Raw genomic sequence first — 18,910 nt, forward strand, 5'->3', positions numbered from 1 at the left:
CCTTAACACTCCGGAATAATTACCAAAGTTTACAAGTAAAGTATAACATAAACTGACAAAAGGAAGTAGTCCCTGTTAAAGGAGAATTATTATCCCGTTTTCCACCGGCGATGTCAATTTGCAGCGATATTTCACAACATGCGCCTCCTATTTTCTTCGCAGCGCATTATACAGCTTAGCCGACTCTGCCGCTATAAAGTCGCTGGAGTACCGGTGATCAGCGGCAGAAGTATAGAAGCTGATCAAGATAGGATCGTGTCCGTCCTGAATAACTCCTACGTCGCAAAGCACGTCGTCCAGCTCACCGACCTTATGGAATACCGGCGTCAACATATAGCGGGGAATTTCATCATGAAAAATAGAGTTGGCCAACTCGTCTTTTAATTGCTCCGATTTTGTTTTGTCCAGGTAGGAGTCCGAATAAATCCGCTCAAACACCTTGGCCATTTCCAGGGGCGTGGTTACACTATGATACTGGTACTGCTGATAGGCCTTTTCATTATGGATCAGTGTCCGCTGTAACCGCAGGTCTTTGGTAACTTTACTAAGGGTATCGGCATGGTTGCTGTCAAATTCACCGAGCAAAGCATAAAAGGAGTCATTGTCGCTTACGGTCATCATGGCTTCAATATATTGATCGTATTGCTCCTTTTTGTATGTTTCGGCACTGGGATACAGATATTTGTAAGTAGCCAGCGCAACCAGCAGTTTACTGGTTGAGGCCGTGGGAAAAACCTCATCTTGATTGAATTGGATGGTCTTTCCTGTGTTCAAATTCTTGGCGTACACACCGGCCTTGCCTTGAAAGCCCTGCAAGTCTTTGGCAATTTCTTTGTTAAGCGCCGGTGCAGTCCAGCCATTTACAGTCATTGCGCTCAGCAGCAAACATACCGCCACTGTCTTTTTTATCATAAATCCACCCCATTACTTATTCTCTGTTATTATGGAGCAAACTTATGATTAAAATAAGACAAACGGTTAAACTTTACTATTCTCACCAATAATTCCATATGGCAAGCCACTCATGCGACGTGCCGGGAATGCTTCTTTTCATTCACTTCATCTCATAAAGGCCGGTTTACATAAGCCTTTTTATAATCCCTCAGCATATTGCCGGCCCCGCTCACATTGGGGTGACGACAGGCTGCAATGATTCTTACAAAGCGGACATTCCTTTGCTTTCCCTGCTGCCTGATCCCGCGCAGGACTTTCGCCATAGAATCTAGACAGATTCCGTTGATAACCTGGTCCACGATGATGTCCATGGCGGTGGCGGCGATGTTCCCGCCAATTTTCCGAAAACAAATCAAAAAAATTAAATAATCTCATAACAAAACAGCTCCTTTTCCTTGTTCCTGGTCACAGGTTATCTAAGATTCAACCGTATCCCTCCTTAACGGAAGTTCTCCGGCAACTCTCAGTCATGTAACAGCGCCTGTTCCCGGCTGCCTTATCCTCATTGTAAAAAGAGAATCTAAAACCGTCTTAAAGATTCCTTAAAATTTTTATAAATTAACATCATATAGACCGCTTCAATAGTCGGTAATGATATAATAGATTTCATAACAACTAATTACGGCAGCGGACAAGTCTGTAAAAAATCGCGGCGACAGCCGCCTCAATCAGGAGGAGCAAGATGCCAACACGATGCGCTTGGGTTACCGAGGAGCCCTTATACATCTGTTATCATGACGAAGAATGGGGTCAGCCCTGCTATGATGATCAAAAGCTATTTGAAATGATGATCCTGGAAGGCATGCAAGCCGGGCTGAGTTGGATTACCGTTTTGCGTAAACGGGAAAACTTCCGGGAGGCTTTTGACAATTTCTCAGCCTCAAAAATCGTCCAATATGACGATGCCAAAATCGAACAACTTATGGCCAATCCGGGCATTATCCGCAACCGGTTAAAAATTAAGGCGACAATTCAAAATGCTCAACAATTTTTGGCTGTTCAGAAAGAATACGGCAGTTTTAGTGACTTCATCTGGCAATTTGTCGGCGGCCAGCCCAAAATCAATCACTGGCAGCAGATCAGCGAGGTTCCGGCAACCACTCCTGACTCAGATGCAATGAGCAAGGCACTGCGCAAAAGGGGATTTAATTTTGTCGGTTCCACCATCTGCTACGCCTTCATGCAGGCTACCGGCATGGTCAACGACCACACCACTGATTGTTTTTTGCACGGTTAATAGCCGGCAAATACAGTATTCCTTCTATCCGTAGCAACGTCACAGCGAAAGATCAGAAGGCCCGCCCCAAGAGTCCGGTCAATTGACGACAATCATAATGGCAGACAAAAGCCTCAATCTTTTGGTGAACAAAAGATTGAGGCTTTTTTATCGCTGAGAGATTACGGATGTATTCACACTGCGCGTCCGACATTAGCTTCATAAAAACAGAGGTTCTCTAAAAAGCTTATACCCTCTGCCCTCAAGTTTTTCAAAAATTAAAGACCCGCAAGCCAAGCATCACCGCCATGCCGCCACTCATAGTTACCAAGGGTGGTTGTCGGAGATAGGCCAACAGAGCCGCTATAGCACCGGCAATCAGATAGCTGTTATGAGGTGAAACTTCGACATAGCCATGCGGCGCCAATAGGGTCGGCGCGATGAGTGCAGTCAGGATAGCCGTGGGCACATATTTCAGAAACCGCTTGAAACAGGCAGGAATCCCGGCAGCCCCCAGAATAGCCGGGCTGGCAAAGCGGGTAGCGAAAGTGGCAATCGCCATCATGATAATGGTAATAACGATCTCAGTCCGCATCAGTTTCTCCCCTTTCTAATACGCCGCCAACTACGGCAGCCGTTAAACAGGCAATAATAATATACCACTTCCCCGCTATGCTAATGGCTGCGGCGATACTGACGCCCGCAGCGACCAGGCACACCAGCAGATTGCGCTTGTCGGTGAGCCGGGGAATTAGGAGAGCCAGAAAAGTGGCCGGCATGGCAAAATCAAGACCCCAGGAAAGCGGATCGCTGATACGGCTGCCAAGAAAAATCCCCCCGACTGTGGATGAAACCCAGGTGACATAGCCGGTCATATTGCTGCCTAATTGATACGCGGCACTATAGCCGCCGGTCTGTGCCCGGCTAATCGTCACCGCATAGGTTTCGTCGGCCATGCCAAAGGTAAGCAATGCCTTATGCGGCAAAGATAAGCCGGTCATATGGGGAACAAGGGAAAGTCCCATCAGCAAATGACGCAGATTGATTAATAGTGCCGTCAGGGCAATCATGGTCATACCCGCCCCCTCGGCAAACATCGGTAAACTGATAAACTGAGCTGCCCCGGCAAACACCAGCAAGGACATCAGCAGCGTTTCACCAGGCGTAAGCCCAATTGATTGCGCCACAATCCCATAGGCCAGGCCAAACGGGACGACGCCCACCATAATCGGCAGGGTGTCTTTAATCCCTTCCGTTAACTCTGTAATTTTCACTGTTTCTCCCCCCAGCCACGGACTATTTCATCTAGTGTTTTTATCCATCATAGCCGGCAGGAATATAATTGTAAATATCCAATATAACAATAAAAGGATACCAATTATTTAATTAAAAGGAGAATGCCGAAAATGGACATAGCCAAAATACTAAGTGGTATTCGAATCGATCAACAGGCAACCGCTCCAATGTACCTGCAGCTAGCCAACAGCCTGGCAGCCAAAATCAAAGAATGCACGCTGCCGTCCCATACCAAACTGATGCCGGAGCGGGAACTCGCCAGCCTGCTCAAGGTAAGCCGCACCACCGTCATCAACGCCTACCGGCTGCTGGAGGAAAACGGTCTGGTAACCACCCGTGTCGGCAGCGGAACCTATATTGCCGAGCTAAGTGCCGGTGACGGCAACACCGGCAATATGCCCTGGGAGCAACTATTCAGCCCTCCCTACAAATCCCCTTTAGCTTCTCTGCTTCGCTCGCTGGTCTCATCGCCCACGGCGGATGACACCATTTCTTTTGCTGCCGGCATGCCCGACCCACAGCTCTACGACCTCACTATCCTGGAAAACCTGATCAACCAGTATCCGGACCTGCCAAAGGAAACCTTCGGCCACATATCTATTGAAGGCTATTCCCCGCTAAGGCATTCCCTCGCTGCCTGGCAAACCACACTGGGGATCCCGACTAGCCCGGACAACGTCCTTATCGTCTCCGGCTCTCAGCAAGGCCTTTACCTCCTGGTGAAGGCTTTGGTTGAGCCACGGGATTATGTCATTGTGGAATCGCCGACCTATCTTGGTACCATCCAGCTGCTGGAGGCTGCCGGAGCCCGTATTCTGTGCCTGCCGCAATCCGACACTCTCGATCTAGCCGTACTTGAGGATTATTTGATCCGCTATCGTCCCAAATTCTTCTACACCATCCCAACCTTTCAGAACCCGGCCGGCCGGGTCATGTCCTTAGCCCAGCGCCAGGAATTAATCCGCTTAGCCGCCCGCTATCGGCTTGCTATTGTGGAAGACGATCCGTACAGCCAGCTATATTACGGACAACAACCGCCGCCTACTCTCAAAAGTCTGGATACCTACGGAGGAGTTATTTATTTAAGCACCTTTTCCAAGATACTGTTCCCCGGATTGCGGACTGGCTGGATAACCGCCCCACCGCCGGTCATTAACCGGTTAGCCCAGGAAAAACAGTATATCGATCTGCACAGCAACAACCTGTCCCAAATCATTCTCCACGCCTGCCTCCGGCAGGACTACCTGGCCCAACATCTCGCCGTAGTCCGCCGGGAATATAAAAAGCGCCGCGACGCCCTGGCCGGAGCAATCCAGCAATACTGTCCGGCTCATTTGGATTTTACCCTGCCGGCCGGCGGTTTCTATCTGTGGTGCAAGGTTCGCCCGCCAGCATCCCCGGCTGAGCTGCTGCGCCACGCCGCTGCCGCCGGCGTTACCTTTGTCCCCGGTGAAGCTTTTTATCTAAACCAGCCGGACAGTCCCTATATTCGGCTCTGCTTTGTAACGCACGACGAAGCCCGCCTGACTGAGGGTGTCCGGCGGCTGGCCAAAATTTTAGCGTCCGGCGCCGCCAACGCACCGCTGGCGGCAGACACCAACGTTCGTCCCTTGATCTGACATTCACGGAAAAACAATAAAGAAAAATCAAATGAACTATCTCCCACGTCCGCAATCCCATCAAAAAACGGCAATACTCAACTCAAAAAAATTAAAAGGAGTTCGTCTACGACTTGTTATGTCTGGACGAAACTCCTTTCTTTTGTCAATTGTGGTTTTAGAATGTTCAAGAAGTCATCTCAGTGTTTGATTGAAAAGCTCTTCTGTCCACTGGAGCGATTGTAAATAAATATTCGGAACTGTAGCCTCATCACCATCTGGCGCATCATAAACCGACCTCTGTCCCGAACGAAAGAGCAATTCATAGGCCACAACCTGACCAAGCCGATTTAAAATGGGCTGTCTTTCGTAGCGGTGCACATCATCAGCATTCTGCCTAATGAGCTTATCCATTTTTTCCTGCTCAGGAAAGCATCACTTATACCCAAACAAGTTATTGGTACCGTACATCACCTAATAATATCTACTGCTTTTACCCGGAGAGCCTTGTCAAACCTACTTCTGTAAAACATGGCGGGCCCTTTCCCATCGCCCGGCATTTTTGTCAATTGACATACGTCCGGTATGCCCCTTGCCGTCGTCTTGCCGTAGAAAAACAGCCCCGCCATGCCTTTACAGCTTTAAATTTGTCAATTACTCGTAAGCAAAGTTTTCAACAATGAACTTCCGCCTGGAGTTCGTTGCTGTCGTTTATTCAGCTTCTTGTATTTCAGCCTGAGTTTGAGGCTGCGCCGGGAAGCTCCGGCCATCAACCAATACACCGTTCTGGGTTAACTGGCGGATCACCTGTTCCTGCAGGTTAAAGGCGCTGACGAAGCCGTCCAGGGGCATAATCAGTCGGTGAGTAACCTCCAACTGACCATTTGCTTCGCCGGGCTGCTTAACAGCCAGGTCGAAGCGCACCAGATTTCCGGTAATATGAACGGCCCCAATGCCGTCGGCAAAAACATTTTGTTTCATAAGAAAAACTCAACTCCTAGTTTTTATTTCAGTAAAAAGGTAGACCGCTCTGACCTGATCGGGAGTTACGCCCAAATCCTCGACGGCCGACAAAATGCCGGCAGCCAGTATAGCTCGGCCAGGTTCTCTGTTCTTCCCGGTGACGGTGCCCAAAGCAGTCTCATCCAGTGGATGGATGGAGACAATGCCGTTGCCGAAGGTCACTTCAAAGGAGCCTGTCGACTTGGTCCGGTATATCAGGCCGAAGGTTTTGTTCACATCGGAAGCTATTTCATCCAAACGCGGAATGGTTACCTTCTGCGCCGCCGGCAAGATGGACAACTCATTCGGATTATAATTAATCGTATAGATGCCATCCAAGCGCTGTTCACCGCTACCGGCATACAGCACCGGCACCGCGCCGGAGGTCCGGCTGGTCGCCGCCGGTCCGCGCTCGCCTTCCGGTACGCCGTTCAAGCGTAGGCCAAACCCGCCGTTATCGGCGACAAAGGTGCGTTCGCTTGCCGGGCCGCCTGTTGTAATGGAGACTTGGCCAGTAAGACCGGACGGCAACCCGGAACCTGTGACGGTATTGACCGGCGGCACGGCCGGGTCAAGGAGAGTGACCGGCGAACCGGGAGGATTGACCGTCTGTCCGGGAACAGATGGCTGTCCTGGGGATGTCTTGGGCTGGGTGACGGTCTGTGCGTCCTGGGCAGCATGATTGGGGATAACGGTAAGCTGACCATTGACGAACGTAATTTGATAATTCTCGGCAATCGCCCCGTTCGGTATGATATCATAGCCGCCGGGCAGACTGCTTTTATCGGCCTGAGTGCCTACCGTAAGCCCGGTTACTACGTCCGACGCCTTTTCACCATTTTTAAGACCGGCATAGGCAACCGTCAGTTCGGAATTATCGGTGCCTTGCGGCCGTTGCTGATTATCGGCGGTAATGGTGAGCGGAGCTTTGAGAATGGTGAGCATGCCGTCCACATAGGTAATCTCATAGTTGCCGGACTGGCCGGCAGTAAAGTTCACCCCGGTCCCTTCCAGACTATGCGTCGTACCGGCCTTAGCTGTCGGGGTTGCCGTCGGACTTACCGCCACATCCACGGTGCCAAGGCTATCGCCTGTAACCAGGCCAAAATCACCGGTCACTTTGCCGCCCAGTCTTGTCGGATTATCATAGCCGTAGTAGCGGCTGGCATCATCCACCGTAATGGTAATCGGACGCCTGGTGATCTCCAGTTTGCCATTCACATAATGAATATCGTAGTTGGATGAGGTCAGGCCGCCGGGCGTAATCTCATAAGCGTCGCCAACATTCACCGCTGACTGGGAACTGCCGCCATAGCTCAGCGTACCGCCCAGGCCGGCGGTTGTCTCGCCGTTGACAAAACCGCTGTAGGTCACGCCTTTGTTGCTGTCATAGGCCCGGCCGTCATACATCTTGCTGTCATTGTTGGCCGTTATGGTGAGCGGTGCCGGCGTAATATTCAGCGTTCCGTCTACAAAGTTGATCATATAATTGCCGGCGGTCAGGCCGCCGGGCGTAATGGCATACCCGCCGGCGTTTACCGCCGACTGGGAACTGCCGCCGTAGCTCAGCGTACCGCCCAGGCTGGCGGCCGTCTCGCCGTTGACAAAGCCGCTGTAGGTCACGCCTTTATTGCCGTAATAGGCCAGACCATCATAGACCTTGCTGTCATTATTGGCCTTTATCGTCAGCGGCGCCGGCGTGACGGTCAGTGTTCCGTCCACATAGGCAAAGGTATAGTTGTTGGCTTGCAGATTACCGTCAATATCAATGGCATAATTGCCGACATTCTTAGCCCCGTTGGCGCTGCCGCCATAAGTGACCGCACCGCCGCTGATTCCCGCCGTGGTTTCGTCCTGGCCGTCGGCAAAGCCGCTGTAGCTGACGCCATTTGTGCCGCCGGCATAGGATAGGCCGTCATAGACCTTGGTGGCATTATTGGCCGTGACGAGCACCTCCTTCGGCGTGATGTTCAACGCGCCGTTTTGATAGGTGATCGTATAATTGCCGGAAGTCAGGCCGCCGGGCGTAATCACATAGCCATTGCCAACATTTACTGCCGGCTGGGAAGTGCCGCTGTAACCCAGCGTACCACTCAATACAGCGTTCGTCTCACCGTTGACAAAGCCGCTGTAGGTCACGCCGTTGTTGCTGTTATAGCCCCGGCCATCATAGACCTTGCTGTCATTGTTGGCCTTTATCGTCAGCGGCGCCGGCGTAACGGTCAGCATTCCGTCCACATAAGTAAAGGTATAGTTATTGGCCTGCAAATTGCCGTCAATATCAATGGCATAACTGCCGACATTCTTAGCCCCGTCAGCGCTGCCGCCATAACTGACCGCGCCGTCACTGATTCCCGCTGTAGCTGCCGTCTGGCCGTTGACAAAACCGCTGTAGGTCACGCCATTCGCGCCGCTGATATACTTCTGGCCGTCATAGACCTTGGTAGCAGTATTGGCCGTTACAGTCACGTTCTTCGGTGCAACCCAGAACTCGGTTTCCACCTTATAATTGAGCGGATTGGCTCCGGTATAGGCGGCATACAGCGCATCGCCGGCGCCGCGGTTGGTGCCGTAGGCCGTGCCGCCAAGGTTGACATCGGCCGCTGCGTTAATGCCTGTGCCAAAGTTATACTTGGCAGAATTGGTCTGGTCACTCGTCATGCCGCCGAGAAACGCCTGATCCAAGGCTTGCCGCTGCGCCCAATCCGCAATGGAGAGAGAGAACGTATTGCCAAAGAACTGGGCATTGCCGTCGCCGTAGACCTTTTTGCCATAGATGGTGGCCACTGGCTGGTTTTTGTGAACGGCGCCATTACCAACATAAGTTCCGGGCAGGCTGGTGATCTCACTATAATCCGTACCATACCGGCGGAAATCCCCCGTCAGTCCGCCGTACACGTCGCCAATGGAATCATCTGTAGAGATAATCCAGCGGCTGTTGCCGGGATCAATCATATCTCGGGAGTTAGCGCTTTTATTTTGATTGATAAAATGGCTGTTCTCAGCCACCAGATATACTGGTGCATTACCCTGGGAAGTTACCTTGCCGCCGCCGCCCAGAACAAGATTGCCGTCTTTGGTCCAAACAGCGACAGCTTCACCGTCAGCCCCGCTGGTATTGCCGTTTACCGTACCGTCAATAGTCAGGCCGCCGCTGGTTCTGATTTCAACGCCCTTGCCGGCGGTAATATTGCCCAGCCGGGTGATGGTGTTGCCCTGATTGTTGAAGCTGATCCGATTGCCGAGCGAGGTAGCGGTCAGCGTATTGACGTTCTGCACGATGCCAGGAATGGTAATGGCGCCCGTATTCGTCGTCACCGTCAGATTATTCCCTCCCAGATCGAGGGCCTTGCCGTCAGCTACCCTAATAGGGCCTGATCCGTTTTGCAAGGTCAGGTGATCGGTTACCTTGAAATTGTCGTTCACGGTAATTGCGCCGGTACCATCGGTCCGGCCGATGGTAATGCTCTCAAAGCCGTCCTTAAAAATGCGCTGCCCGCCATTAAACCAACTGCTCTTTAAGTTCAGATCATTGACGCCGCCGCCGCTGCCCAGGTTGATATTGGTATTGGGCGAATAGGTTTGGATCAGAAGCTTGCCGGTACTCGCTACACTGCTGGTATCGGTAATGGTCAGTGCGTCCGCCGTCAAGGATACGTCGCCGTCGCCAGCGTTGATTTGAGCGTCAATGTTGACCTTTTGGCTCTCTACACTGAAATTATTGCCGTCGGTGCTGATAATGCCTTTGACGTTGACGCTGCCGGTGCTGTTCGCGCTGGCCTGGCGAATCAGCACCTCGTCGGTGAAGGCCGTTGTGCCTGTCTGGTACAACGCACCTGTGCCGTCGGGCCGGCCAAGAATAATTTTGCTGTAGCCGTCGCGGAATACGCGATTGGTATTGGTACCGTCAAAATAGCCTGCTTTCAGATACAAGCCGCTGCCGCCCGATTGCCCAAGATACAAATCCCTGTTCTGAGTCAGGGTCTGAAAAATCAACTGACCGGTACCCTGAATGGGCGCCTGCGACTGGTCGCTGTTGCCAGCCAAGTTAAGATTATCCACGGTCAGCGTCAGATCGCCGCTGCCGGTATTTACCGTAGCCGTATCCTCGGTCGTCAGCGTGACCGTCTTAAACTCCAGGCTATTATTGCCTGTCGTAATCGTTGAACCGTTTTTCACAGTAATGCTGCCGCCTGTTCCCGGTGAACGGATGGTGGTGGGATCAGCGAAATCCAGGCTGCCGGCTACCGTTACGGCACCGGTCCCATCGTCACGGCCCAGATACAGGTGGCTGAAGCCGTCCTTGAAAACACGGTTCGTACCGTTAAACAGGCTGGAGCCTAGCTGCAAGGTGCCTGTGCCGGGTGTGCCAATGTCCAGCGTGGTGCCGGGATTGTACTGCTGAACGGTCAGCATGCCGGGAGCGCTGACGCGCGACGCCGGATCAAAGGTCATCGTATCGGCCGTCAGCGTAATGTCGCCACCAGCCGCGCTGACATTCTGATTGACCGCCAGGCCGCCGGGAGTCGTCGCTTCCAGGCGGATGGTATCATCGTTGACCACACCGGTGCCGCTGGCCGCAACGCCGGTCACAGTGCCGTTGGCTCGCGTTGCTATCTGACCAATGACTAGTTTCTCCGCTTTCACCTTAACCTGTCTGGCGTTGGCCGCCAACAGGCCGATTTTGTTGACCGAAGCGCTCAGGTCATAGGTGCCGCCCTGCAGGGCCAGCTTATCCGCCGTGATGACTCCATTGGTCTGGCTGGACGAGTTGCCGGCGTTCAGCGCCAGCGTCTTGCCGTCCAGATTGGCATCCCCTTCGAAGACAATATTTTGGGCTGTCAGCGTAGTGTCTTGTTTAGCGCCACCCAGATCAAAGCTATTGACATAGATGTTCCCCTGGTTGGTATTGCCGATATTGTAATGATCGAAGGAGGTATCGAAGGTCGTGGTCAACAGGTTGTTGGTCAGCCACAAGCCGCCTGTGCCATGCTGTACGCTGCCCAGGGAAATGACTTTGCTGCCGTCATAGGTGGCAAGCCCCAGCGTACCGGAACCTTTGACTGTTTTGGTGCCTGTCAGGCTACTCAGATCATTGGCATACAGGTTAATCGTGCCGGTGCCGGCATCAATAACGCCTGTGCCGGAGGAGTTGCTGATTTTATTGGCTTTTAACGTAACCTTGTTGGAGCCGCTGACAGTCAGACCACCGCTGCCGATATTAATCGTGCCGGCAGGACCGTTTTGAACGGTAATCGTGTTATTCACACTCACCCCGTCGATGGTGACCGGGCCGGTGCCGTCGCTTCGCCCCAGATTCAGGTTCTTAAAGGTATTGTCAAACAGGCCGCCGTTAAGCTGCGTTTGGGTAATAACCAGGCCGCTGCCGCTGCCGGTAGTATTCACATCCAGCGCCACCGCTCCGTCGCGGGGCCCCAGATTTAAAGTGCCCTGGCCGGTGATGTTGGTGATGCTGTCGACCGTTTCCGTGAGTTTATTGGCTTGCAGGGTAAGGGTGCTGGTATCGCCGCTGCCGAGATTGATCTGGGCATTGGCTCCCAAAGCAAGCTCGCTGGCTTTGACGGTAACGTTCGCATTGCTGCCGCTAATCGCGGCGCGAGCATAGTCACCCAGCTTAACCTTGCCGCCGGCAGTCAGGTTGATTACGGCATCATTGCCGTTAACCAGCAGTTGAGTCGCCCCGGCACTGCCGGCGGCATCGGCCAGCGTCACGTCATTGTCCGCGCTGATATTGACGGCGGCATTGTTGCCGCTCACCGTCAAGCCTGTGCCGCTGTTCATACTGAAGAAACCGCCGTTGATGCCGACATGGGTATTGCTGCCGCTGATCCCTACATTCCCTTGTACGGTTACGCCATAGACGCCTGTCCCGGAAGCAACCGACACCGATTTACCGATATTGCCTGCATCGAAGTACACATTTTGCTTTCCTGACACGGCAAAGGCCGGAAAGCCTGTGAATACGTTGTTAATTACCGTATAAGGAATTTTATATTGATCGCCGTTATAGGTATCGCTAATGTAAATATCCTTGTTGTCCGGCACTTTGACCGTTAAACTGCCTGTGCCGTTTATCTGTCCTGCCAGACCGTTCAGGCCGCTGGCCAGCTCAAGATTAAGATTTTTAACATACAGGTTGGAACCGCCAGGCAGTGTGGCCTGGTTTGCGGTGAGCGACAAATCCTTATAGGGGGAAGCCGAGCCGACCTTAACCGTCCCGGATAAGGCAGCGTTGGCTGTCGTCCTGATGTCCAAAGCAGCGGAAAAGCTGGTGTCGGCAATACTGATATTGCCGTTATGATCGCCGGCGATCTTATCGCCTTTACTGACCAAGCGCCCCAGGATAATTTTGTTGTAGCTGCCGCCCAGTACGCCGCCGGAATTGAAGTAGCTTGATGGCAGGTAGAGATCGGAGCTGTTATCCGTGCCGCCGACCTGAATGTTCTTGCTGTTGGTCAGCGTGTAAATTTGCAGGTCGCCCGGCGTGGTCACCTTTTGATTCACCGTCATGCGGTCAGCCGCCAGTTCCACCTTGCCGGTGGCGGTAATGCCGTTTACGCCGCCCACCGTACCAATGGTCAGAAGGGAGCCGTTGTACAGCTTCAAACTACCCACCTTAGCCGCCACGGTGCCCACGGCATTGGCGGCGGCGGATAAATCAAAGGCGCCGCTATTGTTGCCGTCCAGCAGCAGCTTATCGACTGCCACCTTTGACGAAGCATCCTGGGTCAGTGATTGAACCTTAAAGGTCAGAGTCTGGCCGGTCGTGCCGGTAATATTGGCACCGCTGTTAATGGCTGCCGCGCCGCCGGGGCTAAGCACCGTCAGCGTCGTGGACGGTACGGCAAAGCTGTCTACCGAGACTGCACCAGTGCCGTCGCTGCGGCCGATGGTGACATTGCTAAACTGGCCGGCACCAATTTTCGTCATGCCGGCAGCATCCACCGACAGCTTGCCGGCAGCAGCCGTTCCGCCGATTTGCAAGGCCCGGGCAGCTGTTTTGGGAGCAATGGCCAGTTGTCCGCCGAGCATCTTGTCGAATTTGGCATTACTCCAGTTGGTAATGGTATCGGCGTTTAGGGTCAGGTCGCCGCTGCCGGCTTCGACAGTAGCCCCATTAGTAAAGTCAATGGTGCCGGCGTCAATTGTGAGCGCTTTGTTGTTTGTCTCGAGATCGGCGCCGGCAGCAAAGGTCACCTTACCGGCTGCTGCGTCACCGGACTGAACGGTCAGCTTGTCCTGAACAGTGAGCTTGCCCACATTGACTTCGCCGGTGCCGTCGGTCCGGCCAATGACGATTTCACTAAAGCCGGGGGTAAACACCGGTGTAGTACCGAAAGCCGCCGTCGAAATCCGCAAGGCTCCGGCGCTGCCATCACCGACGCCAATGGTGCCGTTTGCCGCGTAGGTGTCAATAGTTAGCTTTCCTGCGCCGCTCACCGTACCATTCATAGTGCCCCAGGTCGCCGACCGGAGATTAATATTGCCGTCGGCGGCTTGCACCTTGGCGGCATTGGCCAGGGCAATCGCTCCCTGCGCCGTCAGCGCCGCATTGCCGCCGTTGGTATTGATCGTGCCGCCGTTCAGGGATATATCCTTGCCGGCGTTGAAGGTTACATTCAGTTTACCGGCGGACGCGCCGACAGTTGCGCCGGCATTGACCGTAATCGTGCCGCCGACCGGATCATTGGCGTTGACAGTCAGCGTGTTCGTTCCGCTGCTGCTGGTAATATTCTTATTGACGGTGACGCCGCCGGTATTGGCGGTCAGTATGCTGCTGCCAGCTATCGTCAGGCCGCTGGCGCCGCCGGCCGCATCCACCGTAAAGCTACCGCCATTGGTAAAGGCCAGACTTTTCACATTACCGGCCAAAGCCGTGACCGCATTGGCGCCGCCTAAGGTAAAGGCGGCATTCGTGCCTTGCAGATTCAAGCCGCTGGCCGTGATCACGCCGGTGCCGCCGCTGTCGGCAGCAGCTTTCAGCGTGATCGTATTGCTTCCGGCAGCGAGCGCTCCGTTAACAGCAATATTGCCGTTCGTGCCTGTCGCCTGCAGCGTCACGTCATTACCGAAAGCCGCGCCGTTCACCGTGATGGTGCCGGTGCCGGCATCATGGCCGATGACTGTATTGCCAAAGCCCTGGAACACGGAGTTGTTATTCTGATTGAACAAGTTTCCCACTAAATTCAAACCGTTGCTGCCGGTCGTACCGACAAAAACATTCCGGCCTGCGGTCAGCGGCTTCACCGTTAACGTACCGCCGGCGGCGCCGGTCACCCGCGCCGCACCGTCAAACGTCATGGCATTGCCAATCAGCACGGTGTTTTTTGCCGTCATGTTGGCACTGCTGCCCAGCACAACCGCCATCCCGTTACCGCCGCTTTTGTCATTTTGACCGCTAACCGTCACCGTACCCGTGCCGGCATTCATGGTGCCGCCCAGCTTGACGCCGGCGCTGGAGCTGTCGGCGGCCGTATTATTGATCCAGCCGTTAATACTGATATTGCCGCCGCCGCTGTCCAAAGCGCCGGTGAGCGACACGCCGGCGGCATTAGCAGCAGCGGCGGTGCTTTGTCCATACATAGTAATCGTGCCGCCGCTTGTGGTAATGCTGCCTTGAATATCCACGCCGGGGGTAGCGCTATTTGCCTGATTGACGGCATAACCGGTTGTTCCGGCTCCGCCATGGAGCAGCACCGAGCCGCCATTGGTCGTGATGGCTTTGCCGCTGTTCAGTCTGATTGCGCCGCCGGCTGTGGCATCCGTATCGGCATTAAAATCCAGGTTTAACTGGCCGGCAGTAGATCCGATGTTCGCATTGACAATAATATCGTTGTGAGCCTGCAAGGTCAGTTTAGCGTTGCCGCCGCTGCTTTTCAAGATGTCGGAATTCACGGTAATATCACCGTTCTGACTGCCGGCGGAGCCCATCCCGGGAACCGTGCCCGTCTTAATCGTTACGTCGGTGCCGCCGTTTAAGGCGTTGTTAATCGTGCTCACATCAACGGTGGAATCATTGGCGCCCGGCACATAGCTGCCACTTCCCGCACTGCCGCCTGCACCGCTGGCAATCGTCAGATTATATGGATCCAGCAACCATTCACCGCTCTTGCCGTTTACCGCTGCGGCGTTCACGGTGCCATTGGCCTGCAGCACATGTCCCGAGGTTTCCACCTTGCCGCCGTCGCCGCCTTGGGCGCCGCCGCGAGCGCTGACGGTGCCGTCGAATTTCGTTGTACCATCCGACCAAATAGCTACCGTGCCGCCTTGACCACTATTCCTGGCATCAGCGTTAATGACCGCTTCCCGGGCAATAGTTACCTGATCAGCATGAGGCGCGTCGCCGCTGCCCTGCCAGTCGCCGCCGATACGGACTTTGCCGCCGGTGCTGCCCGATACGTCCACTTGACCGGTCACGACAATATCCTTGCCGAACACATTTACGGTGCCGCCCTGGCCTTGAGCCGCCGAGGCGTCCACCGTGCCGGCTGCCTGTACAGTACCGTTCACGGCGTTAAGCGTGACCGCTCCTGCCTGACCGTCTAAGCTCCGGGCACGAATGACACCGCTTTGATTGACTACCGACGAAGTCAGGTCCTGACCGGCACGAGCGGTCATCAATACCAGACCGCCGTCGGCTTCGATGAGTCCTTGATTATCGGCTACGGCTTTAAGCGCTCCTTCGCCAAGAGCAAGCTGCACCTTGCCGTCGCCATTAAAGTCCAACGTGGCCTGATTGCCGGCAGCGAGCACGACGCTGCCCTTTCTGGCCACAATCACGCCTTCGTTTTTCACTTCCGGTGCCAATAGAGCAACCAGGCCCTGATTCCCTGCAATGATGCTGCCCTGGTTGATGACACTGCCGGCCTGGCCTTGGCTGGCAAAGGCATAGCGTCCGGCCATGAAGTCGGCGTCGGTAATGCTCAAGGTGGTGGCTACCAGACCGCCTACATTGACTTGTGAACCGGGCGCAAAGTACACGCCGTTCTGGTTTACCAGAAAAACCCTTCCGTTCGAGGTTAATTGACCGAAAATGGCCGACGGATTGTTGCCGATTACGCGGTTGAGGATGGCTGAATTAGCACCCGGCTGGAGAAAACGGACCGCTTCATTGGCGGCAATGCCGAAGGACTGCCAGTTGATGGCCGCCTGGGCGGTTTGCTGCTGAATAGTCATAACCGAGCCGGCTTGATTGATGACGGCCGCGCCGGTGCTTACCTGCCCGTTGGCAGGCATGGCCTGGGCCGGCGGGAGAACTGCTCCATGTAACAGGAACGCCGCCACGGTCGCGGCCTGGGCACTCTTTTTCAGTATGCTTTTCAGACTGCCTTGCGTTTCCTGTCTGCGCTGGCGGGCCCGGCGCTGTTTACGTGAAATACGCATAAATGTATTGTGACCTCCTTTGTCAGCAATTCGGAATAACAGCGGCGAGGCATAAAAACCCCGCCCTGCGGCTGCCGCCCCTCTACAGGGAATAAAGACTAGAAAAACTTATATAGCTGGAACCAAAAGCGCCCCGATTTATCGGTATCGGACTGAGCCTCCTCCGAACCCAGCTTCCAGGCGTAATGCAAGCGAGCCGCCCAGTTGCTTTCCCGGCTCCAGTTGACGCCAACACCCATGCCGGATAAGGAGCGGCGGTTGTCGCCCACACCGGGCAGCGGATCTTTATTGAGCAGAACGGATCCGGCATCCACAAAGGTAATCAACTGCCATACATCTTTAGCGCCTTCCTTGTTCGGCAGATTCCAGCGCAGTTCGGCCGAACCAAGCCAGCCCTCATCGCCGGAAGCCTCGCCTACCGGATAGGCCCGTACGGCATAAGGACCGCCCAGGTACATCTTTTCCGAGGCGTCCAGATTCTTGTCCGCCCATTGATAAGAGTAGGTCAGATAAAGCGCTAACCGTTCCCGTACTTGCTGCAGGCGGGTGAGGTTAAGATTGTATTTGCCGAAAGAACCGGCCGTACGCAAGCCGGTATCATCAATGACCTGCTCAACAGGATCATGGAGCCTGAGATCGCCGCCGGTATAGGTGAGCGAGTAGGTATTGGCACCTCCCCCTTGCCAGGTGTCAAGGGTGTCGCCGTTGATGCCAGCTACCCAGTTATGAGAGTCTTTGCGAGTGTCGATCATGCCAAAGGCCTTGTCGTGCAGTCTTTTGGAATCAAAGCGCAGTTGCGCATACCAATTGGCATTGCGGGAACGCTGAAGGTTTTTCTGATAAGAAAAACTGAGTACATCGGCGGTCCCCGTTAAATCCCAGTCGCTATAGATGTCACCCAGCAGATAGCGGGACCGGGCATAGCTAATGCCGATGCGGCTGCCCTGATCCCATACAGGCGTCGTGTAAGACAGGCTGCCGGCCGACTGTCCCTCACCCGTATAGAGGCCGCTGAGGGTCAGAAGATCTCCTTCCCGTAAGGGATTGGCCTGGTTGACCAGTGCCGTGTATTCCATACGGCCCGTATAACGGTAGCCGCCATTATCGACGCCGACATAACCCCAGGTCTTTTTGCCTTCGGGCGTTACATTAACCGTCAGCGTGGTGGTGCCTGGCTGCGAGCCGGCCTGCAGCGAGGTTTTGGCCTCTGCTCCCGCCAGGTCGCCGATCAGCCAGACGGCTCTTTCCAGTGACTTTTTTTCTACCACGGCCCCGGCTGTTACGCCGCCCAATTCACGGCGGATAGCATCCTCGCGAATTTCCGTCTTGTTGTTAATAATAACTTGATCATAATGCCCTGGCTCAATGACAATTTTGATGTCACCGCCAACAAAATCCTGGGCCGGAATATAGGCAAAAGCGACAAAGTATCCCTTGGACCGGAGGTAGCGGGTAACGATATCCGCTTGCCGCTCCAAATCACTGAACGTAGCCGGTTTACCCACACTGTCCTTGAGCAGAGCCGCCAGTTCAGTCTCGGGCACCAAGCTCTGCCCGCTAAAAAAATATTGGTTAATCACGATAACCGGCTGACTGTCCCCTGCTCGCGGCGCGGCGTAACCGGCTGTCATAAACCAACCTGTGGAGATTAATCCGCAAGTTATCAACGCTGCCAACCGTTTGGTCCTTCTTCCACATTTGCGATAGCAAAAAAACATAGTATTATTCCCTTTCTCCCCTCAAAATCTGACCTTCTATATTTTCACATTGTTTATCAGATTTACCAGCAGTATTAGTGTCCAAATTTGTTCGGCTCTTTTCGCTTGCTCCTTTTTGTCAGCATCGACTAAAGCTTTCACGACTTGAACCAGTTTCTCGGAGGCCCCCATAGCGGCTTTATAGGGTTTGCCCGCCTCTTGCATATATAAGCCAACTAAAAATGGGCCATCTTGCCGCAAAAGCCTTTATAGTCTCTCTCCCGAATTACTGCACGCACCTGCCGATAATGCCGGTATTCTTGCTTATACATAGCTTCATCCGCTATACTCAATAGGGTGTCAATATCAGTCTCTATCCAGCTTTCTATCGCGATCAAACCGGCGCTCACTCTCATGATGAAGTTTAGCGATAAGGATGCCTCTTTCAATTGTTGTTGAAGCTGCCGAATTGTTTGCTGGGCATACTGACGCGAGCATTGAGTGAAAATGACGGCAAACTCATCTCCTCCGATTCGTTCGGCAATTTCGGTTGGACGCAGTACCCTGCGCAACAAAGAGCTGAACGTGCTGATATATCGGTCACCTTCGCGATGACCATACACATCATTAACTTTTTTCAAACCGTCCAAGCCCATAAGCCCCAGAAAAACCTCGTTTTCCTCTTCCTTCGTCTTCAGCAAGGTTGCTTCCAAGCGCTCCCGGAAGGCCCGCCGGTTCTTTAT

General features: G+C 53.8%; 11 protein-coding genes. 2 read left to right on the forward strand and 9 right to left on the reverse strand.

From position 1 onward, the window contains the following. Nucleotides 1-147 precede the first annotated feature (147 nt). Together F3H20_RS06510 and F3H20_RS06515 are read right to left on the reverse strand one after the other, a co-directional pair. The gene (locus F3H20_RS06510; protein ID WP_149734139.1) at nt 148-912 is read right to left on the reverse strand and encodes a serine hydrolase; all 765 of its coding nucleotides are present in this window, start codon (nt 910-912) and stop codon (nt 148-150) included. Nucleotides 913-1,064: 152 nt separating this feature from the next. Then, nucleotides 1,065-1,310, reverse strand: coding sequence for a hypothetical protein (locus F3H20_RS06515; RefSeq protein ID WP_149734140.1), 246 nt, complete (start codon nt 1,308-1,310; stop codon nt 1,065-1,067). A 326-nt stretch (nt 1,311-1,636) separates the two neighbouring features. Between F3H20_RS06515 and F3H20_RS06520 the strand changes: the two genes are divergently transcribed. Beyond that, complete coding sequence (locus F3H20_RS06520; protein ID WP_149734141.1) at nt 1,637-2,191, forward strand: DNA-3-methyladenine glycosylase I; 555 nt, start codon at nt 1,637-1,639, stop codon at nt 2,189-2,191. A gap of 250 nt (nt 2,192-2,441) precedes the next feature. Here F3H20_RS06520 and F3H20_RS06525 read toward each other — a convergent pair whose 3' ends face one another. Then, on the reverse strand, nt 2,442-2,765 hold the full coding sequence (locus tag F3H20_RS06525; RefSeq protein ID WP_149734142.1) for an AzlD domain-containing protein: 324 nt from the start codon (nt 2,763-2,765) through the stop codon (nt 2,442-2,444). Continuing rightward, entirely contained in the window at nt 2,755-3,444 is a 690-nt protein-coding gene (locus F3H20_RS06530) for an AzlC family ABC transporter permease (protein ID WP_223191654.1), read from the reverse strand. The genes F3H20_RS06525 and F3H20_RS06530 overlap by 11 nt, the downstream gene beginning before the upstream one ends. A gap of 132 nt (nt 3,445-3,576) precedes the next feature. Between F3H20_RS06530 and pdxR the strand changes: the two genes are divergently transcribed. Continuing rightward, entirely contained in the window at nt 3,577-5,085 is a 1,509-nt protein-coding gene (gene pdxR, locus F3H20_RS06535) for a MocR-like pyridoxine biosynthesis transcription factor PdxR (protein WP_149734143.1), read from the forward strand. Between the two features lie 174 nt (nt 5,086-5,259). On the opposite strand, the gene F3H20_RS06540 is transcribed toward pdxR, so the two are convergent. From F3H20_RS06540 to F3H20_RS06560, 5 genes are all read right to left on the reverse strand, one after another. Continuing rightward, nucleotides 5,260-5,478, reverse strand: a complete 219-nt coding sequence (locus F3H20_RS06540; RefSeq protein WP_149734144.1) for a hypothetical protein — start codon at nt 5,476-5,478, stop codon at nt 5,260-5,262. Nucleotides 5,479-5,775: 297 nt separating this feature from the next. Next, a complete protein-coding gene (locus tag F3H20_RS06545) occupies nt 5,776-6,045 on the reverse strand; it encodes a hypothetical protein (RefSeq protein ID WP_149734145.1) in 270 nt (89 codons plus the stop codon). Nucleotides 6,046-6,054: 9 nt separating this feature from the next. Then, entirely contained in the window at nt 6,055-16,470 is a 10,416-nt protein-coding gene (locus F3H20_RS06550) for an MBG domain-containing protein (protein WP_149734146.1), read from the reverse strand. 98 nt (nt 16,471-16,568) lie between these two features. Continuing rightward, on the reverse strand, nt 16,569-18,146 hold the full coding sequence (locus tag F3H20_RS06555; protein ID WP_223191655.1) for a ShlB/FhaC/HecB family hemolysin secretion/activation protein: 1,578 nt from the start codon (nt 18,144-18,146) through the stop codon (nt 16,569-16,571). A gap of 257 nt (nt 18,147-18,403) precedes the next feature. Further along, nucleotides 18,404-18,910 carry a GGDEF domain-containing protein gene (locus F3H20_RS06560; RefSeq protein WP_149734148.1) on the reverse strand — a complete coding sequence of 169 codons (507 nt, stop codon included), beginning with the start codon at nt 18,908-18,910 and terminating at the stop codon, nt 18,404-18,406.

It is taken from the genome of Propionispora hippei DSM 15287, assembly GCF_900141835.1.
GTDB classification, from domain to species: Bacteria; Bacillota; Negativicutes; order Propionisporales; family Propionisporaceae; genus Propionispora; species Propionispora hippei.